The 19173-nt window shown below is 62.0% G+C and carries 18 protein-coding genes; 3 read left to right on the top strand and 15 right to left on the bottom strand.

Annotated elements, in window-relative coordinates; translation table 11 throughout:
• Positions 1-85: 85 nt before the first annotated feature.
• The 11 genes from Q0025_RS03495 to Q0025_RS03545 form a co-directional block, all read right to left on the bottom strand.
• Positions 86-1201, bottom strand: a complete 1116-nt coding sequence (locus tag Q0025_RS03495; RefSeq protein ID WP_297296061.1) for an ABC-type transport auxiliary lipoprotein family protein — start codon at positions 1199-1201, stop codon at positions 86-88.
• A gap of 7 nt (positions 1202-1208) precedes the next feature.
• Positions 1209-1991, bottom strand: a complete 783-nt coding sequence (locus Q0025_RS03500) for an ABC transporter ATP-binding protein (protein WP_297296063.1) — start codon at positions 1989-1991, stop codon at positions 1209-1211.
• Positions 1992-1993: 2 nt separating this feature from the next.
• Positions 1994-3112, bottom strand: a complete 1119-nt coding sequence (locus Q0025_RS03505; RefSeq protein ID WP_297296065.1) for an MlaE family lipid ABC transporter permease subunit — start codon at positions 3110-3112, stop codon at positions 1994-1996.
• 7 nt (positions 3113-3119) lie between these two features.
• Positions 3120-4271 carry an ABC transporter permease gene (locus tag Q0025_RS03510; RefSeq protein ID WP_297296067.1) on the bottom strand — a complete coding sequence of 384 codons (1152 nt, stop codon included), beginning with the start codon at positions 4269-4271 and terminating at the stop codon, positions 3120-3122.
• Between the two features lie 2 nt (positions 4272-4273).
• Positions 4274-7075 (bottom strand): ribosome-associated ATPase/putative transporter RbbA, encoded by a 2802-nt coding sequence (rbbA, locus tag Q0025_RS03515; RefSeq protein ID WP_297296096.1) that lies wholly within the window; start codon positions 7073-7075, stop codon positions 4274-4276.
• Between the two features lie 23 nt (positions 7076-7098).
• Positions 7099-8211, bottom strand: coding sequence for an HlyD family efflux transporter periplasmic adaptor subunit (locus tag Q0025_RS03520; RefSeq protein ID WP_297296069.1), 1113 nt, complete (start codon positions 8209-8211; stop codon positions 7099-7101).
• Between the two features lie 162 nt (positions 8212-8373).
• The gene (locus Q0025_RS03525) at positions 8374-9849 is read right to left on the bottom strand and encodes an efflux transporter outer membrane subunit (protein WP_297296070.1); all 1476 of its coding nucleotides are present in this window, start codon (positions 9847-9849) and stop codon (positions 8374-8376) included.
• Positions 9843-10838 carry an HlyD family secretion protein gene (locus tag Q0025_RS03530; RefSeq protein ID WP_366939389.1) on the bottom strand — a complete coding sequence of 332 codons (996 nt, stop codon included), beginning with the start codon at positions 10836-10838 and terminating at the stop codon, positions 9843-9845. The genes Q0025_RS03525 and Q0025_RS03530 overlap by 7 nt, the downstream gene beginning before the upstream one ends.
• Positions 10835-11059, bottom strand: coding sequence for a DUF1656 domain-containing protein (locus Q0025_RS03535; RefSeq protein WP_297296072.1), 225 nt, complete (start codon positions 11057-11059; stop codon positions 10835-10837). Before Q0025_RS03535 ends, Q0025_RS03530 begins: the two co-directional genes overlap by 4 nt.
• Positions 11059-13095 (bottom strand): FUSC family protein, encoded by a 2037-nt coding sequence (locus Q0025_RS03540; protein ID WP_297296074.1) that lies wholly within the window; start codon positions 13093-13095, stop codon positions 11059-11061. The genes Q0025_RS03535 and Q0025_RS03540 overlap by 1 nt, the downstream gene beginning before the upstream one ends.
• Before the next feature lie 87 nt (positions 13096-13182).
• The gene (locus tag Q0025_RS03545) at positions 13183-13476 is read right to left on the bottom strand and encodes a DUF1330 domain-containing protein (RefSeq protein ID WP_297296076.1); all 294 of its coding nucleotides are present in this window, start codon (positions 13474-13476) and stop codon (positions 13183-13185) included.
• A gap of 384 nt (positions 13477-13860) precedes the next feature.
• Here Q0025_RS03545 and Q0025_RS03550 point away from each other — a divergent pair, with 384 nt between their 5' ends.
• The 3 genes from Q0025_RS03550 to Q0025_RS03560 all read left to right on the top strand — a co-directional run bounded on the left by Q0025_RS03550 (position 13861) and on the right by Q0025_RS03560 (position 16413).
• Entirely contained in the window at positions 13861-14349 is a 489-nt protein-coding gene (locus Q0025_RS03550; RefSeq protein ID WP_297296078.1) for a hypothetical protein, read from the top strand.
• A 152-nt stretch (positions 14350-14501) separates the two neighbouring features.
• Positions 14502-15926 carry a hypothetical protein gene (locus tag Q0025_RS03555; RefSeq protein WP_297296080.1) on the top strand — a complete coding sequence of 475 codons (1425 nt, stop codon included), beginning with the start codon at positions 14502-14504 and terminating at the stop codon, positions 15924-15926.
• Positions 15927-15960: 34 nt separating this feature from the next.
• The gene (locus Q0025_RS03560) at positions 15961-16413 is read left to right on the top strand and encodes a cupin domain-containing protein (protein WP_297296082.1); all 453 of its coding nucleotides are present in this window, start codon (positions 15961-15963) and stop codon (positions 16411-16413) included.
• 146 nt (positions 16414-16559) lie between these two features.
• Here Q0025_RS03560 and Q0025_RS03565 read toward each other — a convergent pair whose 3' ends face one another.
• From Q0025_RS03565 to Q0025_RS03580, 4 genes are all read right to left on the bottom strand, one after another.
• A complete protein-coding gene (locus Q0025_RS03565) occupies positions 16560-17345 on the bottom strand; it encodes a molybdopterin-binding protein (protein WP_297296084.1) in 786 nt (261 codons plus the stop codon).
• Entirely contained in the window at positions 17332-18135 is an 804-nt protein-coding gene (locus Q0025_RS03570) for a cytochrome b/b6 domain-containing protein (RefSeq protein ID WP_297296086.1), read from the bottom strand. The genes Q0025_RS03565 and Q0025_RS03570 overlap by 14 nt, the downstream gene beginning before the upstream one ends.
• Before the next feature lie 96 nt (positions 18136-18231).
• Positions 18232-18630, bottom strand: a complete 399-nt coding sequence (locus tag Q0025_RS03575) for a type II toxin-antitoxin system VapC family toxin (RefSeq protein ID WP_297296088.1) — start codon at positions 18628-18630, stop codon at positions 18232-18234.
• Positions 18627-18878, bottom strand: a complete 252-nt coding sequence (locus Q0025_RS03580; RefSeq protein ID WP_297296090.1) for an AbrB/MazE/SpoVT family DNA-binding domain-containing protein — start codon at positions 18876-18878, stop codon at positions 18627-18629. The genes Q0025_RS03575 and Q0025_RS03580 overlap by 4 nt, the downstream gene beginning before the upstream one ends.
• Between the last annotated feature and the right edge of the window lie 295 nt (positions 18879-19173).

Genomic DNA, 19173 nt, shown 5'->3' on the forward strand with positions numbered 1-19173 from the left:
CCATGCCGACCGGGCGGCGGAGAGCGGCTTGAGCCAGAGCGGACGCGACATGCGAAACCGTCACTTGTTGTCAGTAGAGACTCGACTAGAGCGTGCTCCCCACCCATGTGATGAGATCGCCGGCGACTTTGCTGAAAGCTTTGTTGAAAGCCGCGACGGCGGCAGTCGGATCGGCGCTGCCCGCGGGCACTGCGTCGTGGAACTGCCGTGTGCCGACGATCTTGCCGGCCCCATTGACGATTTTGGCGGCAAAGGCGATCTCGGCCGTCGGCGGCGAACCGGTCGTGAGCGCGAAATTCTGCAAATCGATGACAAGCTGCGACCCCCCGGCCCCGGCTTGATCGGGCGTCATGACCTGTGCTTGCACTCCGGCGCTGTCCAAAGCTTGCACAAGCTTCGCCTGCAACAATTTCGGAATATTGTCGCTCCATTGCGCATCGCCGAAGGGCGCGATCTGTCCGCTGTCCGAGCGCGTCAACATGCGTTGCGTGTCGAGCGCAAGAACTGCTGCCGGTTCCGGCACGCCAAGCTGATTTGCAGGATGGACGTGTGCAAGCGGCGCGCTGCCGATCGCAAGATCGTAAATCGGCTTCGGCTTCTCGGCCGGTCCGCCGCCGGTCATCTTTTCGAGTCCTGTCATGATGGCGTCGATATGGTTCGAATTGCGTGCAAGCGCCGCCGAAAACGTTTTGAGGCTGCCGATCGTGTCCTTGATCGGCTGGGCATTGTCTTCGAGAATTTTATCGATGCGGTTCAGCGTTCCGCGCGCCGTCTGCGTCAGATCCTGCCCGGCGCTGACGTCGGCTTCGAGCACCGGCGGCGTGGTCGGGTTAGGCGTGAGAATGGGCGCCTTGGCACTGCCGCCGCGCAGCGAAACAAGCGCCGTCCCCATCAGACCTTGGAAATCGACGCTGACATTCGTGTCGGCATGCACAACCATTCCTTTGACGATGCCGATCGTCGCTACGACCTGGTTGTCGCGATTGAGCCGCAGATCCGTGACTTCGCCGACATGCATCCCGTTGAATTGCACGGCAGCGCCGTTCTGCAACCCTGAGACGGGCCCGGCAAAGCGAATCTGATAGAATTGCCGCTCCCCGAGCGTGCTCGCATTGTTGAGCCAATAGACGAAGACAAAGCCGGCGACAATGGCGGCAAGAGTAAAGAATCCGACGAGAATATAGCGCGCGCTGGTTTCCATTTTCGTCTCAATGTCCTGAAGAAGACGAGTGCTCCGCGCCCCGCGCGCGTTTGCCTCGAAAGTAGGATTTCACCCAAGGATGTTCGCAAGTCAGCATCGCCGACATCGGACCTTCAGCGACGACCTTGCCGTCGGCGAGCGCCGCGATCCGATCGCAGACCGTGTTCAAGCTGTCGAGGTCATGTGTCACCATGAAGACCGTCAGTCCCAGCGTCTGCTGCAGCGTCTTGATCAAGGCGTCGAAATCGCCGGCGGCGATCGGGTCGAGCCCGGACGTCGGCTCGTCGAGAAAGACGATGTCGGGATCGAGCGCCAAAGCGCGCGCGAGGGCGACGCGCTTGGTCATGCCGCCTGAAAGCTCGGCAGGATATTTCTCGGCATCCGCCGCCGTCAGGCCGACCATCTTCAGCTTGGTGATGGCAACCTCCTCACGCAAGCGCGGCGAGACACCGAGATATTCGCGCATCGGAAATTCGACGTTTTGACGAACCGTGAGCGACGAAAACAGCGCGCCCTGCTGAAACAAAATGCCCCAGCGCCGTTCGATGGCGCGCATCGCCTCGGGCGTGGCCAGATCACGGTCGACGCCAAGAATGGTGATGGTGCCGCCGCGTTTCGGGATGAGGCCGATGATGGTTCGCATGAGCACCGTCTTGCCGCCGCCCGAGGCGCCGACAATCCCGATGATCTCACCGCGCCTCACGTCGAGCGACAAATGATTGAGCACCGTCTGCGTACCGAATCCGACGGTCAAGTCCTGCACGCTGATGGCCGGCGTAGAATCGGCCATCGTCACATCCCCATCGAAGCGAAGAAAATTGCGAAGAATCCGTCGAGCAAAATGACCAAGAAGATCGATTTGACGACGGATGTCGTCGTCTGGGCACCGAGCGATTCGGCACTACCTTTGACGGCGAGGCCCTCGATCGCGGCGACGATCCCGATCGCCAGCGCCATGAACGGCGCCTTGTCCATGCCGACCTCGAAATGCGTCACCGAAATCGCATCGCGCAGGCGTGCAATGAAGATCTGCGGACTCATGCCGCCATAAGCCCAGGCGACGAGGCCGCCGCCATAAAGCGCCGCCATCGAACCGAGAAAAGTTAGGATCGGCAGCGCGATGACGAGGGCAAGCACGCGCGGCAAGATCAGCACTTCGGCCGGGTCGAGGCCCATCGTCCGCAGAGCGTCGATCTCCTCGCGCATCTTCATCGAGCCGAGTTCTGCGGTGTAGGAACTGCCCGAGCGGCCGGCGACCATGATCGCAACGAGCAGAACGCCGATCTCGCGCAGCACCAAAATCCCGACGAGATCGACGGCATAGCTCTCGGCCCCGAACTTGCGAAAATGAAAAATGCCCTGCTGCTCGATGATCCCGCCGATCAGAAACGTGATCAGAACGATGATCGGCACGGCGCGCAAGCCGACCCGGTCCAATTGCGCGACCAGCGACGTGAACCGCATCCGCCGCGGATTGACGAGCACGCGCAGGAAGGCGGCGAACACTGCGCCAAACATATTGGCGAAATCGCGCATATAGGCCAAGGCGGCGATGACGGCACGCCCCAGCGGCTCAAGCACAGGAAAGGGCGCCGGTCGCTTGATGGGCACCTCGACGCGGCGCGTCACCCGGTCGACCTCGGCCATCAGATTGCCGAAACGCGGCGCGAGCCCGCTGACATCGACGGCTCCCCCGCCGGCTCGCCATTTCTGCGTCAATTGCTCGATCAGGCAGGCTCCGAACGTGTCGATCTCGCTTAGCCCGCGAAGATCGATCGTCAAGGCCCGCGAATTCGGCGCGGCAAGCAATGTTTCGACTTCGCGTTCGAGCACCGGAGCTTGCGCCGCCGTCCAGGCACCGTCGGCGGCGATATTGATGCGGTCATTTTCGATCGTAGCGGTCAGCGGCATGGGATCCTCAAGACGACTGGACGGCCGAGGCGCGGAAACGCGTCAGCGCAAGAAGCAGAAAAAGACCACCCGTGAAGGCGATGTAAAGATATTCCGGCCAGACGACGGAAAGCCCGGCGCCCCGGAACAGGATTGATTGCGCGAAGGAGACGAAATGCGTCGACGGCGAAAACTGCATGATCGTGCGCAGCAGATAGGGCATCGATTCGAGCGGCGTGTTGCTGCCGGATAGAATATTCATCGGAAAAGCCACCAGGATATAGAGCAGGCCAAGCTGCGGCATGGTGCGCGCGACGGTGGCAAGGAAAATACCGACCGCTGCGGAAAAGAACAGATAGACGATGACGCCCACGACGAACAGCGGCACCGAGCCGATCACCGGAATCTGCAACAAGCGCCGAACGATGAGTTCCAGCGCCAATGTCACGGCGACCGTGATCACAAGACCATTAGCCCAAATTTTCGACATGGCGATCTCGAACGGCGCGATCGGCATCACCAGCAGATGATCCATCGTGCCGTGCTCGCGCTCGCGCACGACGGCCGCACCGGCGAGGATGATCGCCAGCATCGTGACATTGTTGACTATGCCCATGACGCTCATGAACCAAGCGGTCGAGACATTTGGATTATACATCACGCGGACGGACAGGGTGACCGGAGACTTGGTGATGTTCTGCGACCGGGACAGATAAGTGCCCTCGTTGCGGTCGACATATTTCGTCACTTCGGTCGACAGAATCTGCTCGATATAGCCGGAACCGAGACCGGCCTGGACCATCGCGGTCGCGTCGATGTCAAGCTGCACCTCCGGGCTGCGGCCACCGAGCACATCCGCCTCGAAACGCGGCGGGATGATGATCACGAACGTATAGGCAGCAATATCGAGCAGATGATCGACATCGCGCTGGGAGACAGGCTCCGGCTTTTTGAAATAAGGCGGCAGAAACGCCGACATCAATTGCCGCGACAAATCCGAATTGTCCTGGTCGACGAAGCCGATCGAGGCATTGTGCACTTCCTGCGAATTGCTATGCGCCTGAACATAAACCGCAAAGGAAAACGCATAGATAACGAGGCCGAGCAGAACCGCATCGCTGAAGAAACTGCGCAGCTCCTTCGTCCCAAGCCAAAAGATGTTGCCGAGCGCAAAACGCATGGTCAGGATTCCTGCTTGTGCAGGAGCATAACGCTCAGGATGGTCAGAATCGGGATGAAGACCGCAATCGCCATCAAGTCCAGATAGAGATCGGCAAACCCGAGCGACTTGGTGAAGGTGCCGACGCTGACTTTCAGGAAATAGGTCATCGGAAAGCCCCGCCCCATGAGCGCGGCCGCGCCGGTCAGGGACGAAACCGGCACCAGCATGCCGCAAAACTGCGTCGCCGGCAGCATGGTGAGAATGGCGGTACCGAACAGTGCGGCGATCTGCGTTGTGCAGAAGGCCGAGATCAGCATGCCGATTCCGGTCGTTGCCGTCACATAGAGCAATGCGCCCAGCGCCAACGTCGGGAAACTTCCCTTCAGCGGAACGTTGAAAACGAAAAGCGCCATGAGACACATCAAGCCGAAATTGATCATGGCAATGGCGATATAGGGAATCTGCTTGCCAAGCAGGAATTCGACGCGGCGCACCGGCGTCACATAAAGATTAACGATCGAGCCGAGTTCTTTCTCGCGCACGATGGCAAGGGCCATGAGGATCGCCGGAATCTGAACAAGCAGCAAAGCCAGCGTGCCCGGCACTTGCGCATAGATGCTGTCGAAATTCTGATTGTAGCGGAATCGCGCTTCGATCCGTGCGAGCGGCGGCCTCGTCGCCGCGGGTTGCAACATGAAGAAGTTGTTGCCGCGGCGCGCGTCATAAAGGTCATCCGTCGTCACGTCGGGAGAAAGCCCGTTGCGAATGTTGTAATCCGACAGGAATTGCGCATGGACCGCAATTAGATAGCCGCGGATCGTCTCGGCGCGAAACGGCATCGCGCCGTCGACCCAGGCGCCGACTTCGGTCGGAGCACCCTTGCGGAGCAACCGGCCAAAGTCCGGCGGCATTTCGATTGCGGCAGAAATGTCGCCGGATTGCATACGGCGTTCGAGTTGCGCTTGATCGGTAATCGGCGCCTTTTCGGTGAAATAGGTCGAGCCGCGCAATTCTTCGAGATAGCTCCGGCTTTCATGCGAATTGTCGCGGTCGAGGACGGCGAAGGACAGATTATTCACGTCGGTCGAGATGCCGGCGCCAAAGATCCCCATGAGAAATACCGTGCCGAGCAGCGCGAATCCCATACGGATCGGATCGCGCACGAGTTCCAGCGCCTCGCGGATCGTATAGGCGAAAAGCCGCTGCGGGCTGAACCAGGCCGACGGGTCGCCCGTCCGATAGAAGCGCTCCGCCTGCGCGACCGCCCCGGACATGGAGCCGGAAGCCGTTCCCTCGTCTTGCGCATTCTGCAGATAATCGATGAACGCTTCTTCCAGCGTCGCGGTGCCGCGCGCCTTTACAAGCTCGGCCGGCGTTCCCATCGCGAGCACCCTGCCCGCATTCATCAGCGCAATCCGATCGCAGCGCGCCGCCTCGTTCATGAAATGCGTCGAGACGAAGATCGTCACGCCGTCCTTGCGCGACAGGTCGCTCAGGATGCGCCAGAATTCATCGCGCGCCAACGGATCGACGCCCGATGTCGGCTCGTCGAGGATCAATAATTTTGGCTGGTGGACGATCGCCACCGCGAGCGAAAGCCGTTGCCGGATTCCGAGCGGCAAATCGCTTGCGCGCTGATTGACGTAATTGACGAGTTCAAATCGCGCGATCAGTTCATCGATGCGCGCCCGCGCATGCTCGAGATGAAAAAGTCGCGCGTGAAGGACGAGATTTTGCCGGACGGTAAGTTCGCTATAGAGCGAAAACGCCTGCGACATATAGCCGACCTGATAACGCGCCGCGAGGTCAGCCGCGTCGATCTGGCGGCCGAAGAGAAGCGCTGTGCCTTCTGTTGCCGGCAGAAGCCCGGTCAGCATTTTCATTGTCGTCGTCTTGCCGCAGCCATTCGATCCGACAAAGCCGAAAATCTCGCCGCGCTCGATGGTGAAATTGACATGATCGACGGCGGTGAAATCGCCGAACTTGCGCGTCAAGGCTTTGGCGACGATGACGGACTCGGCTTGACCTGCCGGCAGCGGCGGAATCGTGAAAGCTTGATGGCCGCGCCGGCGCGCCTCCGGCAAAAGGGCGATGAAACCCTCCTCGAGCGTCGCCGCGCCGGTGCGCTTCTTTAAATCGGCCGGCGAGCCCTCGGCGAGCGGGCGGCCGCCATCCATGGCAATGAGCCAATCGAATTGTTCGGCCTCGTCCATATAGGCCGTCGCAATGACGACGCTCATTTCGGGCCGGCCGGCGCGCATCGCCGAGATGAGCGACCAAAATTGGCGCCGCGACAATGGATCGACGCCCGTCGTCGGTTCGTCGAGAATCAGGAGATCAGGATCATGGATCAGCGCGCAACAGAGACCGAGCTTCTGCCGCATGCCACCGGAAAGCTTACCCGCCGGGCGGCCGCGAAAATCCGCGAGGCCGGTCGCATCGAGCAGCATCGTGATGCGCGCCTCGCGCTCTTCATTCGACTGGCCGAAGAGCCGGCTGAAGAATGCAATATTTTCATAGACGCTCAAATCGGGATAGAGATTGCGGCCCAATCCTTGCGGCATGTAGGCGATCTTGGCGCAGATCGCTTCGCGATGGGCGCGGTCGCCGATATCGCCGTGGAGCACATCGACGTGCCCCGTCTGAATCTTGCGGATGCCGGCAAGCAAAGCAAGCAAAGACGATTTGCCGACGCCATCCGGGCCGATCAGGCCGACGACGCACCCGCCGGGAACGGCGAGCGTCACATTGTCGAGCGCAACGACCTTGCCGAAGACAAGCGAGACGCCGGTGAAAGCCCCGACGATCGGGCGCTGCTGCATCACTTGCTGCATTATTTGCGGCATCACTTGGCCTCGTGACGCAGCGCCAACGGCCATTCGGTCTTCGGATCGACCCGTACATAGGCGATTCCCGGCAGACCGGTTCTCGCATGGGAGATGTGCGATTGAAGAAAGCTCCGGTCGATCCGGACTTTGACGCGGAACATGAGCTTGTCGCGCTCGTCCTTGGTCTCAACCGCCTTGGGCGTGAATTGTGCCTGGGTCGCGATGAAGGAGACATGCGCGGGGATCGCCACTTTCGGATAAGCATCGAGCAGGATCCGCGCGTCGTCGCCGACGCGCGCCCGGCCGGCCTCCGCCGTCGGCAAATAGATGTCCATATAGACATTGCTCAGATCGAGCATGGTGAAAACCTTGCCGCCAGCAGGCAGCACTTCGCCGACATTGGAAATACGATATTGAATGCGGCCGATCGTCGGCGACACCAGAGTGTCGTCGGCAATATTCACTTTGTAGAGTTCGACGTCGGATTTGGCGGCATCGAGCGTACGGGCCGCTTCACCGACCCGGTTGTTCGCTGCCTCCATCGACGCCAGCGCGCCGCTGAGAGCCTGCTGGCGCTGATCGAGAAGTTCATAAGTGGCAAAGCCACGCTGGACGAGCACATTCGTGCGGTTGAATTCCTGCTGCGCGAGCGTCAGCTGCGTCTGCTGCAGGACGGCATTGGCCTTGGCCTCGCCCAGGGCCTGCTGCGCTCCCGCCACTTGCGCTTCAGCCTTGGCGAGCGAGGCGCGAACATCGCGCGTATCCATCAGCGCCACGACTTGGCCGGGCGCAACAATATCGCCTTCGTCGACGAGAAGCTTCGCGACCCGCTCGGGGAATTTGGTGTCGATATCGATTTCTTCGGCTTCGACGCGCCCGTTGCTGAAGACGATGCCGGCTGGCCACGGCGGCGCACGGAAAAACGCCCAGTAAATTCCGCCGCCCGCGGCGCCGAAACCGATGAGCCCTGCGATCACGAGCCATGTCCAGCGCCGGCGCGGCAGCGGCCGTGCATGCGTCTCGGCCGGAACCGGGTTTTCAGCGGCCGGTACAAGATCACGCGCCGCGGGTAGGACTTCGCCTTCGAGCGGCGCCGCCGGCGCGATTGATTTCGGCTCGGCACTGGCCATATCGCCATCTTTCGGCACCGGACAATCCCTGCATCACGCCGATGGCCTTTCGGCGCGATCGGCAAATTCCTGCGATGCAACAAATTACCGCGCCGCATCCCGAAAATTCTTGATCTTGATCAAGCAAGGCAAGGCGATCGGGCGGAATGCCGCGGCGATGGCCTAATTGTGATCAGTCGCGACGGCGCTGATGTCCGTCGGGCTTGGCGCATCTTCCCAGCCGCCGCCCAAGGCATAGAACAGATTGACTTGATCCTGCGCGACCCGCGAGCGGATGGCGGCAAGGGACGCGTTGGCGGATGCCAAGGTGCGTTGCGCATCGAGGGTAGAAAGTGCGTCGGTGCGGCCTGCGACCTGCAGGCGTTGCGCATCGGAGAGGGCGGCGGCCGCCGAATTGCGTGCGGCGGTGAGGCTCTGCTTGCTTTCGAGATCGTGCTTATAGACGTTCAGGGCGCTTTCGACATCCTGCAAGGCGCCCAGCACAACGCCGTCGAAATGCGCGAGCTGCGCCTTTTGCGCCGCGGTCGCGGCGGCGATGCGCGCCCGTGCGGGGTTCTGGTTGAGCTGCCAAGAGATCCCCGGCCCATAGGCGAAATCATTCGTCCTCTGGGTCAAAAAATCTTGCGTCAGGCCCGTCGAGCCGACCGAGGCCCCAAGAATGACCCTTGGATAGAGCGCCGCCGTCTCGACGCCGATTTCCGCGGTGGCCGCAGCGAGTTCGCGTTCGGCCGCGCGCACGTCGGGGCGGCGTCGCAACAGCATGGCGCCGTCGCCGATGGGAATGAGACGCCGCACATTCGGGCTCGCGGCGCAACGGGCAAGCTGCGGATCGAACTGCTCCGGCGGCCTGCCGTTGAGTGTCGCGAGCCGATAAAGCGCGTTGCGCTGGCGCGCCACAAACGCCGGGATGGTGGCGCGGAGCTGATCGACGAGAGCCTGCGACCGCGTCGTATCGAGATGCGTCGCGCGGCCGCCGAGAAAGAGCCGCCGCGTGAAGGCGAGACTTTGTTCCTGCAAGGCAAGCGATTGGCGCGCGGTCGCCAATTCGTCGCCGGCGCCGCAGGCATCGGCATAGGCGCGCGCCACATTCGCCGCGACCGCGACACGCACCCAATCGCGCGCCGCCTCCACCGCCGCATCATCCGCCTCGGCGGCTTCGATGCCGCGCCGGATGCGGCCGAAAAGGTCGACCTCGTAGGACGCCGAGAGATTGACATCGTAGAGCGTGAATTGCGGCAGCGTTCCCGGAAACAGATATTGCTCGGCGGAAAGCTGCGCGCGTTCGACACCGGCATCGAAGCTGACGTTCGGCTGTTGCTGCGTTTTGGCCAATTCCACCAATGCCCGGCTGCGCTCGAGATTAGCCTCGGCGATCCGCAGATCGGTATTGGCCGCGAGCGCGCCGAGCACCAGGCGGTCGAGCTCGGGGCTATTATAAAGGCGCCACCATTGCGGCGGCAGCGGCGCATCGACGACGCGCGGGGTTTTGTGCGCCCCGATGAAGGGACCTTGGGCGGCGAGCGCATTGAACGCCGCTTGTTTCGGCAGATGATAGTCGGGGCCGACGGCGCAACCGGCGAGCGCTGCCGCCGCGATCAGAGCCGCCGCGCGCCATAAGGACAGGCGCGCCTTCACCATGGCCACAGCCGGCGGAAACCCGACCGATGCTCGCTCGGGTGGATGATCACGGTTGCCGTGCGGCCGGCGATCAGTTTGATGTCGGGCGGCGCGTCGTCGATATGGACGCGGACCGGAATGCGCTGGGCGAGCCGCACCCAATTGAAGGTCGGATTGATATTGGCGAAGAGATCGGCGCTCGGGCTGCGTTCACGGTCTTGGATGCCCGGCGCGATGCTTTCGACATGGCCTTTCAGGAAGCGGTCATCGCCCATGAGCTGGATCGAGACCGGATCGCCGACGCGGATGTCGCGAAGTTTCGTTTCTTCCAAATAGCCGTCGACATGCAGCGATGCGGAATCGGCAACGCCGAATGCGGCCCGGCCGGCAGTCAGGTAATCGCCCGGACGCAATTGGACGTTCGCCGTTATCCCATCGACGGGGGCGCGGATCAGCGTGCGATCGAGATTCAACCGCGCCGTCCCGCGCGCGGCGACGGCCAATGCTTGCGCAGCGCGCGCCTGTGCGACGGAGGCTTGCGCCTGCGCGACGGCGGCGGCGAGCTGATCGACTTTGGCCCTGCCCTCTTCCACCGTTTCCGTCGGCACCAGATTGCCGAGCCGGTGGTTGCGCGCATCTTCGCGCCGCGCTTGCGCAAGAGCGGTCGATTGCGCCTCGACGCTGGCTTGCGCCGCCAGCACATTGGCGTCGGCCTGCTGGACCGCAGCTTCGGCCTGTTCAAGCGCGAGCTGATAGCGCGGCCGGTCGATGATAAACAGCGGCTGGCCTTTGTGGACCGGCATGTTGTCTTTGGCAAAGACGTCGGTGACGAGGCCCGGAATGTCGGGTGCCACTTCCGCGACATCGAGCCGGACCCGGCCATCGCGCGTCCAAGGATCGAACTGATAATAAATCCAGAGCCAATAACCGGCGATCAGGGCGGCGGCGACAAACAGAGCCGTCAGCACATAACGGCCCAAGGCGGCGAGAGCGGCGGTTATACGGCTCACAAGCGGCCCCTGAAGGCGGCGCTGACATGCGGCACGAGCGCCGAAATAAGCGCCCAGAGAAGCGTGAAGAACGCGATATCGACGAGCGGGCGATTCCAAACCAGCGTGTAAAAACCGATGCGCGTCAGAACCCGCCGCAGGAACATCAAAACGATGGCCGCGAGACAGGCCGCGGCGAGGCCGCCGCTGAAAAACACACCCCCTATATTCGTTTCAGCCATCACGCCCTCGCTGCCTGATAGGCAGGCGCCTGTGGGAAGAAACTGCGCCGGAGCCCCACCGCTGCGATAACACCAAGGAAGCGCTCATCCGTCTTTGAACATTGCAGAATCTGCGCCAAGCCGGCGTCGAGATGTTCGACGAAGCTTGGCGCAAGCACCTGCTCTTTGCCATGCGAGAGCGCCGCGAAATAATCCCGCAGGGCACGCAAGCTGAGATCAATTTCCGTGCCGGATTTAACAAGCTTGCTGTCGCGCAAGTGCCGCAGCTCGATAATGCTATTGCCGAGTCGCAGATCCCGCAGCGCTTCGGCGAGTTTTGATTGATCGTCCCGCGCGACTTGCGCCAGGCGTGGCATCAGAAGACCGATGCGATCGAGCATCCGGCTGGCCCATTCGGCCCGGGTCGGTGGCGAAGCCATGGTGGTCAAAAGCGCGATATCGCGCCAGACGGCGCGCACGATCCGGCGAATGACCCGGTTGACGGGAAGCACGCGCGCGACTTGCAAACCGGTCAAGGCCAAAAGCGCGCCGATCAACAAAGCGATATAGACATTCATAAAGGTCGCAAAATCGGAAACGAAATCCGGCTGCAGCGCCAGGCCGGAGCTGAAACCGATTGCCGTGGCAAGCGCGCGCAAGAAATATTTGCGTTGCGCCAGGAAGAGGCCGTTGATGAAAATAAACGGAAACAAGGCGACAGCCAACAGCACATAGCCGTCGATTGCCGGAACAATGGCAAATTCATAGAGGACCGCAAAAGGAAACGCGACCACAAAGCCGGTCATGAATTGCAGCACCATGGGCGTCGGGTCATCGGCCGCCGCAAAGAGCGAACAGGCCACGGCGGCAATGCCAATTGCCAAGGCACCCTGCTCCCAATGCGCCGCCACCGCGAAGGCCGCGCCGCAGATGACGACCGCGGCGGCCACGAGCCCCGACAGCGCCGCCACGCCATAGTCGACATGCAAGAGCCGCGGCCGCGCCGCGCCCAGCATGCTGCGCACTTGCGGGTCGGACAAAAGCGCCGGCTTGCGCAAGGCCGCGCGGAGCAGCAGACATTCGTTCCAGCTCGTGACGATTTCGGCGAGCCGTGCGCTAAGACTGGTCAGCAAAAGATCCCGCCAGTTCGAATGCGGACCGAGCGCCGGTGCCAATTGATGGATGTCTTGCAGGACGGGATCGAGTGGGCCGGCCCTTGGCTCGCCGGCGGCCGTCACCCAAGCGGTGATCCGTTCCAACACCGGCTTGACCTCGGTGACCATGAACCCGTCTTCCGTCAGTGCGTTGAGCCGATCCTCGACCGCATTGACCAAGGGCAGCAAGCCGACGAGCCTTTCTTCCAGCGCCCGCAAGGCGCGGCCGCCGGCGCGGGACATGGCCGCCTCGAATTTCAAATCCGTCGCCATGAGATTTAATTCGGTCAAATCGATCGCGACGCGCTGCGGGGTCGGGCGCGACGTAGGGGCGTGCAGCGCTTCGAGCCCTTCCCCGAGCCAAAGCCGGACATTGGTCATGACGCCATCGAGCTTTTCCGTCATGGCGGTGGCGACGCTTTTGGGCAAAGTGAGGCTTTGCACAATGGCGGACGCCAGGACACCGATGAGGATTTCCTCGGTGCGAGCCACGGCAACATCGAAGATGGCAATGGGATTGACCGCCGTCGGCAGGCCCACGAGCGCGGCCGTATAGCCCGAAAGCAAAAAGGCGTAGGAGCGCGGCGAGCGGTCGAGCATCCCGACGAAAACACAAAGCCCGATCCAACTCGCCAAAGCCAAGATCATCAATTCCGGCGCGTTCGACAGATTTGGGATGATGATCAGCGCCGCAATCAGTCCGACGATCGTCCCGATGGTCCGATAGGTCGCGCGCGCCCAGATGGCGCCGGCCAAGGGCTGCGCCGGCTGCGACAGGAAGACGGTGACCATGGCCCACCAGGGATTGGGCAGATCGAGGCCGAAAGCGACAAAAAGCGCGAGGATGACCGCGCAATAACGATCAAGGGCAAAGATGACGTTACGGGGTGCAAACCAATTCATAGACAAAAAGCCGGTGATCCGATCGGCGACCCGCGGTGTCGGCAAATATTTGCGGCTTACGCATCAAATATCTGCGCGCCGCCGCGATCAATCGACGCCTTCGACGATTCTGACGTCGCGCTCGGCGCCGTCCGCGAGAACCACGAGCGCTTTCTGATAGGCTTCGCTGGCGTAGGCCGCGGTCGCCTGTGCGAAGCTGTCGAATTCGATGATCACCGTCCGGCCGGCTATTCCGGCCTCATGCGCCTCGATCCGGCCGCCGCGAGCCAAAAAACGCCCGCCCCCGGCAAGAATCGCTGGCCGCGCCAGTTCGGCATAGGCGGCCACTTTCGCCGGGTCGGAAACGCTGCGATAGGCGCTGATCCAATAGGCTTTCGCCATAAGTCCCCCTCTGGCCCTGTTTGCCCGGCTCTTGTAATCCAGGGCAGTAACCGGGGCAAACCGCTTCTGACCACGCATCTTCAGCCGCTTTCGGCAATCGGCACCTGCGCCATGACTCCGTTCGTCGATCGAGCCGCTTTGATGCACATCCTCGGCATCGCTCATGACGAGCGTTTATCATTTGCTACGCGAGCTGAACTGAACCGGACGAAAGCGCGCTGGCCCGCTGCAACACGAACAAGCAATTGCGTAAATTCAGAACGAATCTCCGCTGCTTCCTTCAGTCTCCATTCATCCGCACATTCCTAGCCTCTCGGTCTGGGACTTCGCCTTGAGCTGAGCGCCTGGGCTGTCTCAGGTCACAAATTCAATGGGGAGACCGAGATGCGTTATCTTCTCTCGATGCTTGCCGCGCTGGCCTTCGCGGCAGGTCCATTGGCTTCGGCCGCCGAAGCTGCGCCGATCGCCGGCCAAGCGGCCGTGACGCAATCGGCGGCAGGTCTCGCCGGCGTCGAAAAGACCGGCTACGTCTGGGGCGGCCGCACCTATTGCTGGTATGATACCGGCTGGCGCGGCCCCGGCTGGTACTGGTGCGGCTATGCCTGGCGACACGGCTATGGCTGGGGCGGCGGCTACGGTTGGCGCGGCTGGCGCTGGCACGGCGGCCGTTATTGGGGCCATCGTGGCGGTTGGCACGGCGGCGGCCATTGGCATGGCGGCTGGCACGGCGGCCATCGTGGCGGATGGCATGGCGGCCACCGCGGCGGATGGCATGGCGGCGGGCACCGGGGCGGATGGCACGGCGGCGGCCATCATGGCGGCGGCCACCGTGGCGGCGGACACCGTGGCGGCGGACACCGCGGGCGTCGCTGATCGCAGTTGAGACCATCGAAAACGAAAATGCCGGCGTCTCGCGCCGGCATTTTTTTAGCCGCAGCAGCGAAGCCGAAACACGCGGCCGCCCCTGTCTTCCGGTCTCATGGCGCAGGCTCTATGGTCCGATGAGCCTCTGCCAGGACCTCCCAATGCGCCGCGCCGACGATCTCTCGGTCCTCATCTTTCTATTCACGCTCGCGGCGACGTTCTTCGTTTCCTTTCTTGGCCGTGCCCATGCGCGCAAACTCAATTCGAACGCCCTCGCGGATCAAAAACTGAGCAAATGGCTCGTCGGCCTCAGTGCCGGCGCGACCGGCAACAGCGCTTTCATCGTGACCGGTGCGGTCGGCCTCGGCTATACGCTTGGCATGCCATCGTTGCTGCTGCCGTTCGGCTGGCTCTTCGGCGACATTGCCTTCTGGACGTTCTTTCCCGACAAGATCAACCGGCTCGGCGCGGAGACCAAAGCCGCGACGCTCACCGATGTCATCGTCAGCGGTCTCGCGCCATCGATGCGCCGCCGCATCAAACTGCTCGCCGGTACGCTGATCCTTCTCTGCCTCACCGGCTATATTTGTGGACAGTGGATCGCCGGACAAAAATTTCTCGAAGGCGCATTCGGCTTTTCGCATCTTCTGTCGCTCGTTTTGTTCGCCGCCTTGATCGTGCTCTACACCGGCATCGGCGGCTTTCGCGGCTCGGTCTATGCCGATACTTTGCAGGCCGTGATCCGCATCTTCGGAACCAGCCTGGCGCTCGCCGCTGTCATTTTTGTCGCAACACGGCATCCCGCGGCATTCTGGCAGAATACCGCGCAGGCCAGTCCCACTTTCTTCAATCTCATGCCGCATGGCGTGCTGGCCGCGACGATCTTCATGTCCGGCTTTGCCGCCGCGGCCTTCGGCTTCGGTCTCGGCCAGCCGCAGATGACCTCGCGCTATCTCGCCGGTCGCAGCCCGCGCGAGACGCGCAGCGCCTGGTGGATTTTCATCGGCTTCATTCAATTCACCTGGATCGCAATGACGATGTTCGGCATCGTCCTGCGCGGCATCATGCCGGCGATCGCCGATCCGGAAGCGGGCTTGAGCCTGTTCTTCCGCACCGACATGGGACCGATCCTCACCGGCCTCATCGTCGCGGATATTTTTGCAACCATTGCCGCGACCTCGAACAGCCTGCTCGTCGCCATGGCGCAGACGGTGAAATTCGATCTGATCGCGATGGTGACGCGCCGCGGCCCGCCGCTTTGGCCTATCGTCCTTGTGCTCGGGATCGCCTCGATGGCGATCTCGGCCAAGCTCGATCGCTCGGTCGTCACCCTCGTCCTCTCGTCGATCTCGCTGCTTGGCGCAGCGCTCGCGCCGGCGGTGATGATCCGCGTCCTCGGCTGGCGGCGGACGGGCGGCTCGGTCATCGCCGCGATCATCATCGGCTTCATCACCGCGGCGCTGTGGAAATTTTTTGGGCTCGGCGCCGTCCTCAACGAGGCGGCGCCGGGAATAGCGGCGGGGCTTGCCGGAAATTTCGTCGCTGTCGCCGCGTTGCGGCGCGAAGGCACTGCCCTCGCCGAATAAGCTGCTATGGTGAGACGTTCAAAGAGGGAGAATGATGAGCAAGACCATTGCACCGGCGCTGATTGCCGCGCCGCATGTCACCGACGCGCCGGGCCGCGGCATCGACCCGAACATCAGCACCCATATCGCCGCTTTGCCCAATCTCTATGAGCTCGACGCGCAACCGGTCGAGGCCATGTCGCCGCTGATCTCCCGGCAATATCTGCACGGCGCGCATTCGACCTTCGTCAAATGGCGGATGAAGAAAGGCGCCGTCGTGCCGCTGCACCACCACAGCAACGAGCAGATCACCTGGATCACCGAAGGCGCCTGCGAGGTCTATTCGCAGGGCAAAAAATACCTGCTCGGCCCCGGCAGCCTGATGATCATCCCGCCGAACGTGCCGCATGAATTCCATTTCACCGAGGACACGATCGACATCGATATATTCTCGCCGCAACGGCAGGACTGGATCGATGGAACCGCGGCCTATTACGCGAAAAAGTGAGGCCGATACATTCCTCGCTGTCCTTCACCCTGAGGTGCGAGCGAAGCGAGGCCTCGAAGGGCGACGAACATCCTTCGAGACCGCCGCGTCGCGGCCTCCTCAGGATGAGGGGGGAGCAGCTTTTCGGCGAGGGTTTGCGCCCAAGATTAAATCCCCGCCCACCATTCATAGCCCTGGTCCTCCCAATAGCCGCCCTTGCCGCCGCGGATATGGGCGAAGCTTTCGACCAGTTCGATCTCCATGACGTATTTGGCCATCTTGTAGCCGAGCTGGCGCTCGTCGCGCAGGCGCAGCGGCGCGCCATGCGGGATCGAAAGCACCTGATCGTTCATGTCATAGGCCAGAATCGTCTGCGGATGATGCGCCCCCTGCATGTCGATGCTTTCGTAATAGAGGCCGTTCGGGCTCTCATCCATCGCCATCGGGTCGGCCGAATAGAACATCACATAACGCGCCTGCGGCTTCGGCCGCACCTTGCCGAGCACGATTGAGAGCGGCACCCCTTTCCACTTGCCGATGCAACTCCAGCCCTCGACGCAATCGTGCCGGGTGATTTGGGTGCGCGACGGCAGCGCCCTGAGATCGGCAAGCGAAAACTGCATCGGCGTCTCGACGAGGCCGCCCACTTTCAGCCGGTAATCGGCGAAATTGTTCTGCGCCAGCGCCTTGTAGTTGTCGTCTTGCGGATCGGTCGTGCCGTTGGCGCGGAAATCCGTCGAAATCTCCGCCTCGCTGTATTCGGGCGCCAGAGCCCGCGCCCCGGTGATCGCCTTCTGCGAGACGCGCGTCAGGTTTTCCGCGCTTTCGAGAATGTTCACGACATTCGTATCTTCCGACAGCTTGTCGTCGCAGCCGCCGAGCGACAAGGCGGCCAAGCCGCCCGCGGCGCGCAACAGAAAGCCGCGCCGGCCGATGGACTTAGGCGTGCTCACGCTTGTCTCCCAGATTGTACCAGCCGGTGATCATCGAGCGCAGATTGTTGAACACGCCCGACAGCAGGACCATGACGATATGGATGGCGAAAAAGCCGAGGAACGAGAAGGCCAGGATGAAATGGATCGTCCGCGCCGATTGCCGCCCGCCGAAAACCTCGAGCAGGATCGGATAGCTCGCATCGATCCGCGGCGACATGGTGAGCCCGGCGAGGACCATGACCGGCCCGAGCAGGAACGCGACGATGAGATAGGCGAGCTTCTGCAAAACATTATAGCGCTTGGCCTCGTCGCCCTTGGGGAAGCGCAGCCGCACATGCTCGGCAATCGAGCGGCCGATATGGGCGAGGTCGGCACGCGTCGGCAGAAGATCGCCGCGCAAATGCCGGCCGATCAGCGAGGTCAGGACATAGATCGCGCCATTGATGACGAAAATCCAGGCCAAGAAGAAATGCCAGCGCCGCCCCATCGCGAGCCATTGCAGATGCGGCAGCGTCGCCCATTGCGGAAAGGCGCGGTCGCCGCCGCCCGAAAGACCGAGCAGGCCGGTCGTATTGAAGCTATGCCCGGCGATGGTCGTGACGCCGCTCTCATGGCCCTGATCGTCCTCGACCGAATTGATGGACAGGAAAGGATGGTCGAAATCCGACTTCTGCCCCCAATAGAGCGCCGGATGCGCATTGAAAATCTGCAAGCCGCTCATCAGGAGCACGATCATGCAGAGGAAATTCAGCCAATGCGTCACCCGCACCCAAAGCGGATGGCGATAGAAGAGTTTGGACGCGGACATAGGCCTCCGGGCGGTTTGCGGCTCGCCTTTATACGCGAATGCGGAGAAGATCGTTACCGGCGGGCTATTTCAAGTCCGCGTGAAATGCAGGCGGCATCAAGCCAATAATTCCGCACGTTGCCCTTGTTCGAGGAGCATTGAGACCGCTTGCTTGTCGAAAGAGATAAAGGTCTCGCCGCCGAGCCAGGCACCATCATGAGCGATCAAACCATCGGCAAAGTCGCCGCCGGCCTTGAGAACGGATAATCCCGCGTCCACCGCTGGACGGTCCGCCACGACGTTAGCGGCGTCAAGCAGCGCTGCGATCGCTTCGATAACGTCTCCCGGTCCAAAACCATAGACCCGACGCAACACCCAGACGAATTCGCATAGCGAAGTCGCGGACACCGCAACGACTTCGGATTCCCTGAGTAGCTTATCCGCAGCCTTGGCCTGCGCTGCATCATCATGCACGACGGCACGAACTAAAATGTTGGTGTCGACCGTGACTTTCATTTCCGCCCAGCCCAGCCGGCAGAGGCCGCCTCTTTGATCTCTTCAAGGGTCGCAACTTTATTGGTCCTACCTGCAAGCAAGCCGAGAAAGCGGTCGATTGTCCCCCGCGGCTGGGCTGCCTTGAGCGCCACTCGTCCATCCGGCAGCTTATCCAATTCGATCTTTTCGCCGGGCCGGACGCCGAGATGTTGCAGCACATCCTTGCGGAACGTGACTTGTCCCTTCGCCGTGACAGTCAAAATCGTCATGTTCAGTCTCCTCGACAAAAATGGTAATGTAAAAATCCATTACAAGCAACACGCTTGACTCCCTCTTCAAAAAGAGGAATCCATAAGAACAAATATGGAACACTGGATCGAGAGAGATGGCCGGGGAGCCCTTAAGGCTTCGCCCAACCCTTCCGCGCGCAAGCGGCGCGCAAAGCGAGGGCATGGCGAAGCGGCTCAGCCTTTTGCGCCGGGAGATCGCCGGCATAGCCGCGGCGGCGCCCCACTCGGCGCCGGCTGGCGCTGGGCGGGCGCGGGTGCCCCTCGGCGCGGCGCG

The organism is uncultured Methylovirgula sp. (assembly GCF_947646745.1).
Lineage (GTDB): Bacteria > Pseudomonadota > Alphaproteobacteria > Rhizobiales > Beijerinckiaceae > Methylovirgula.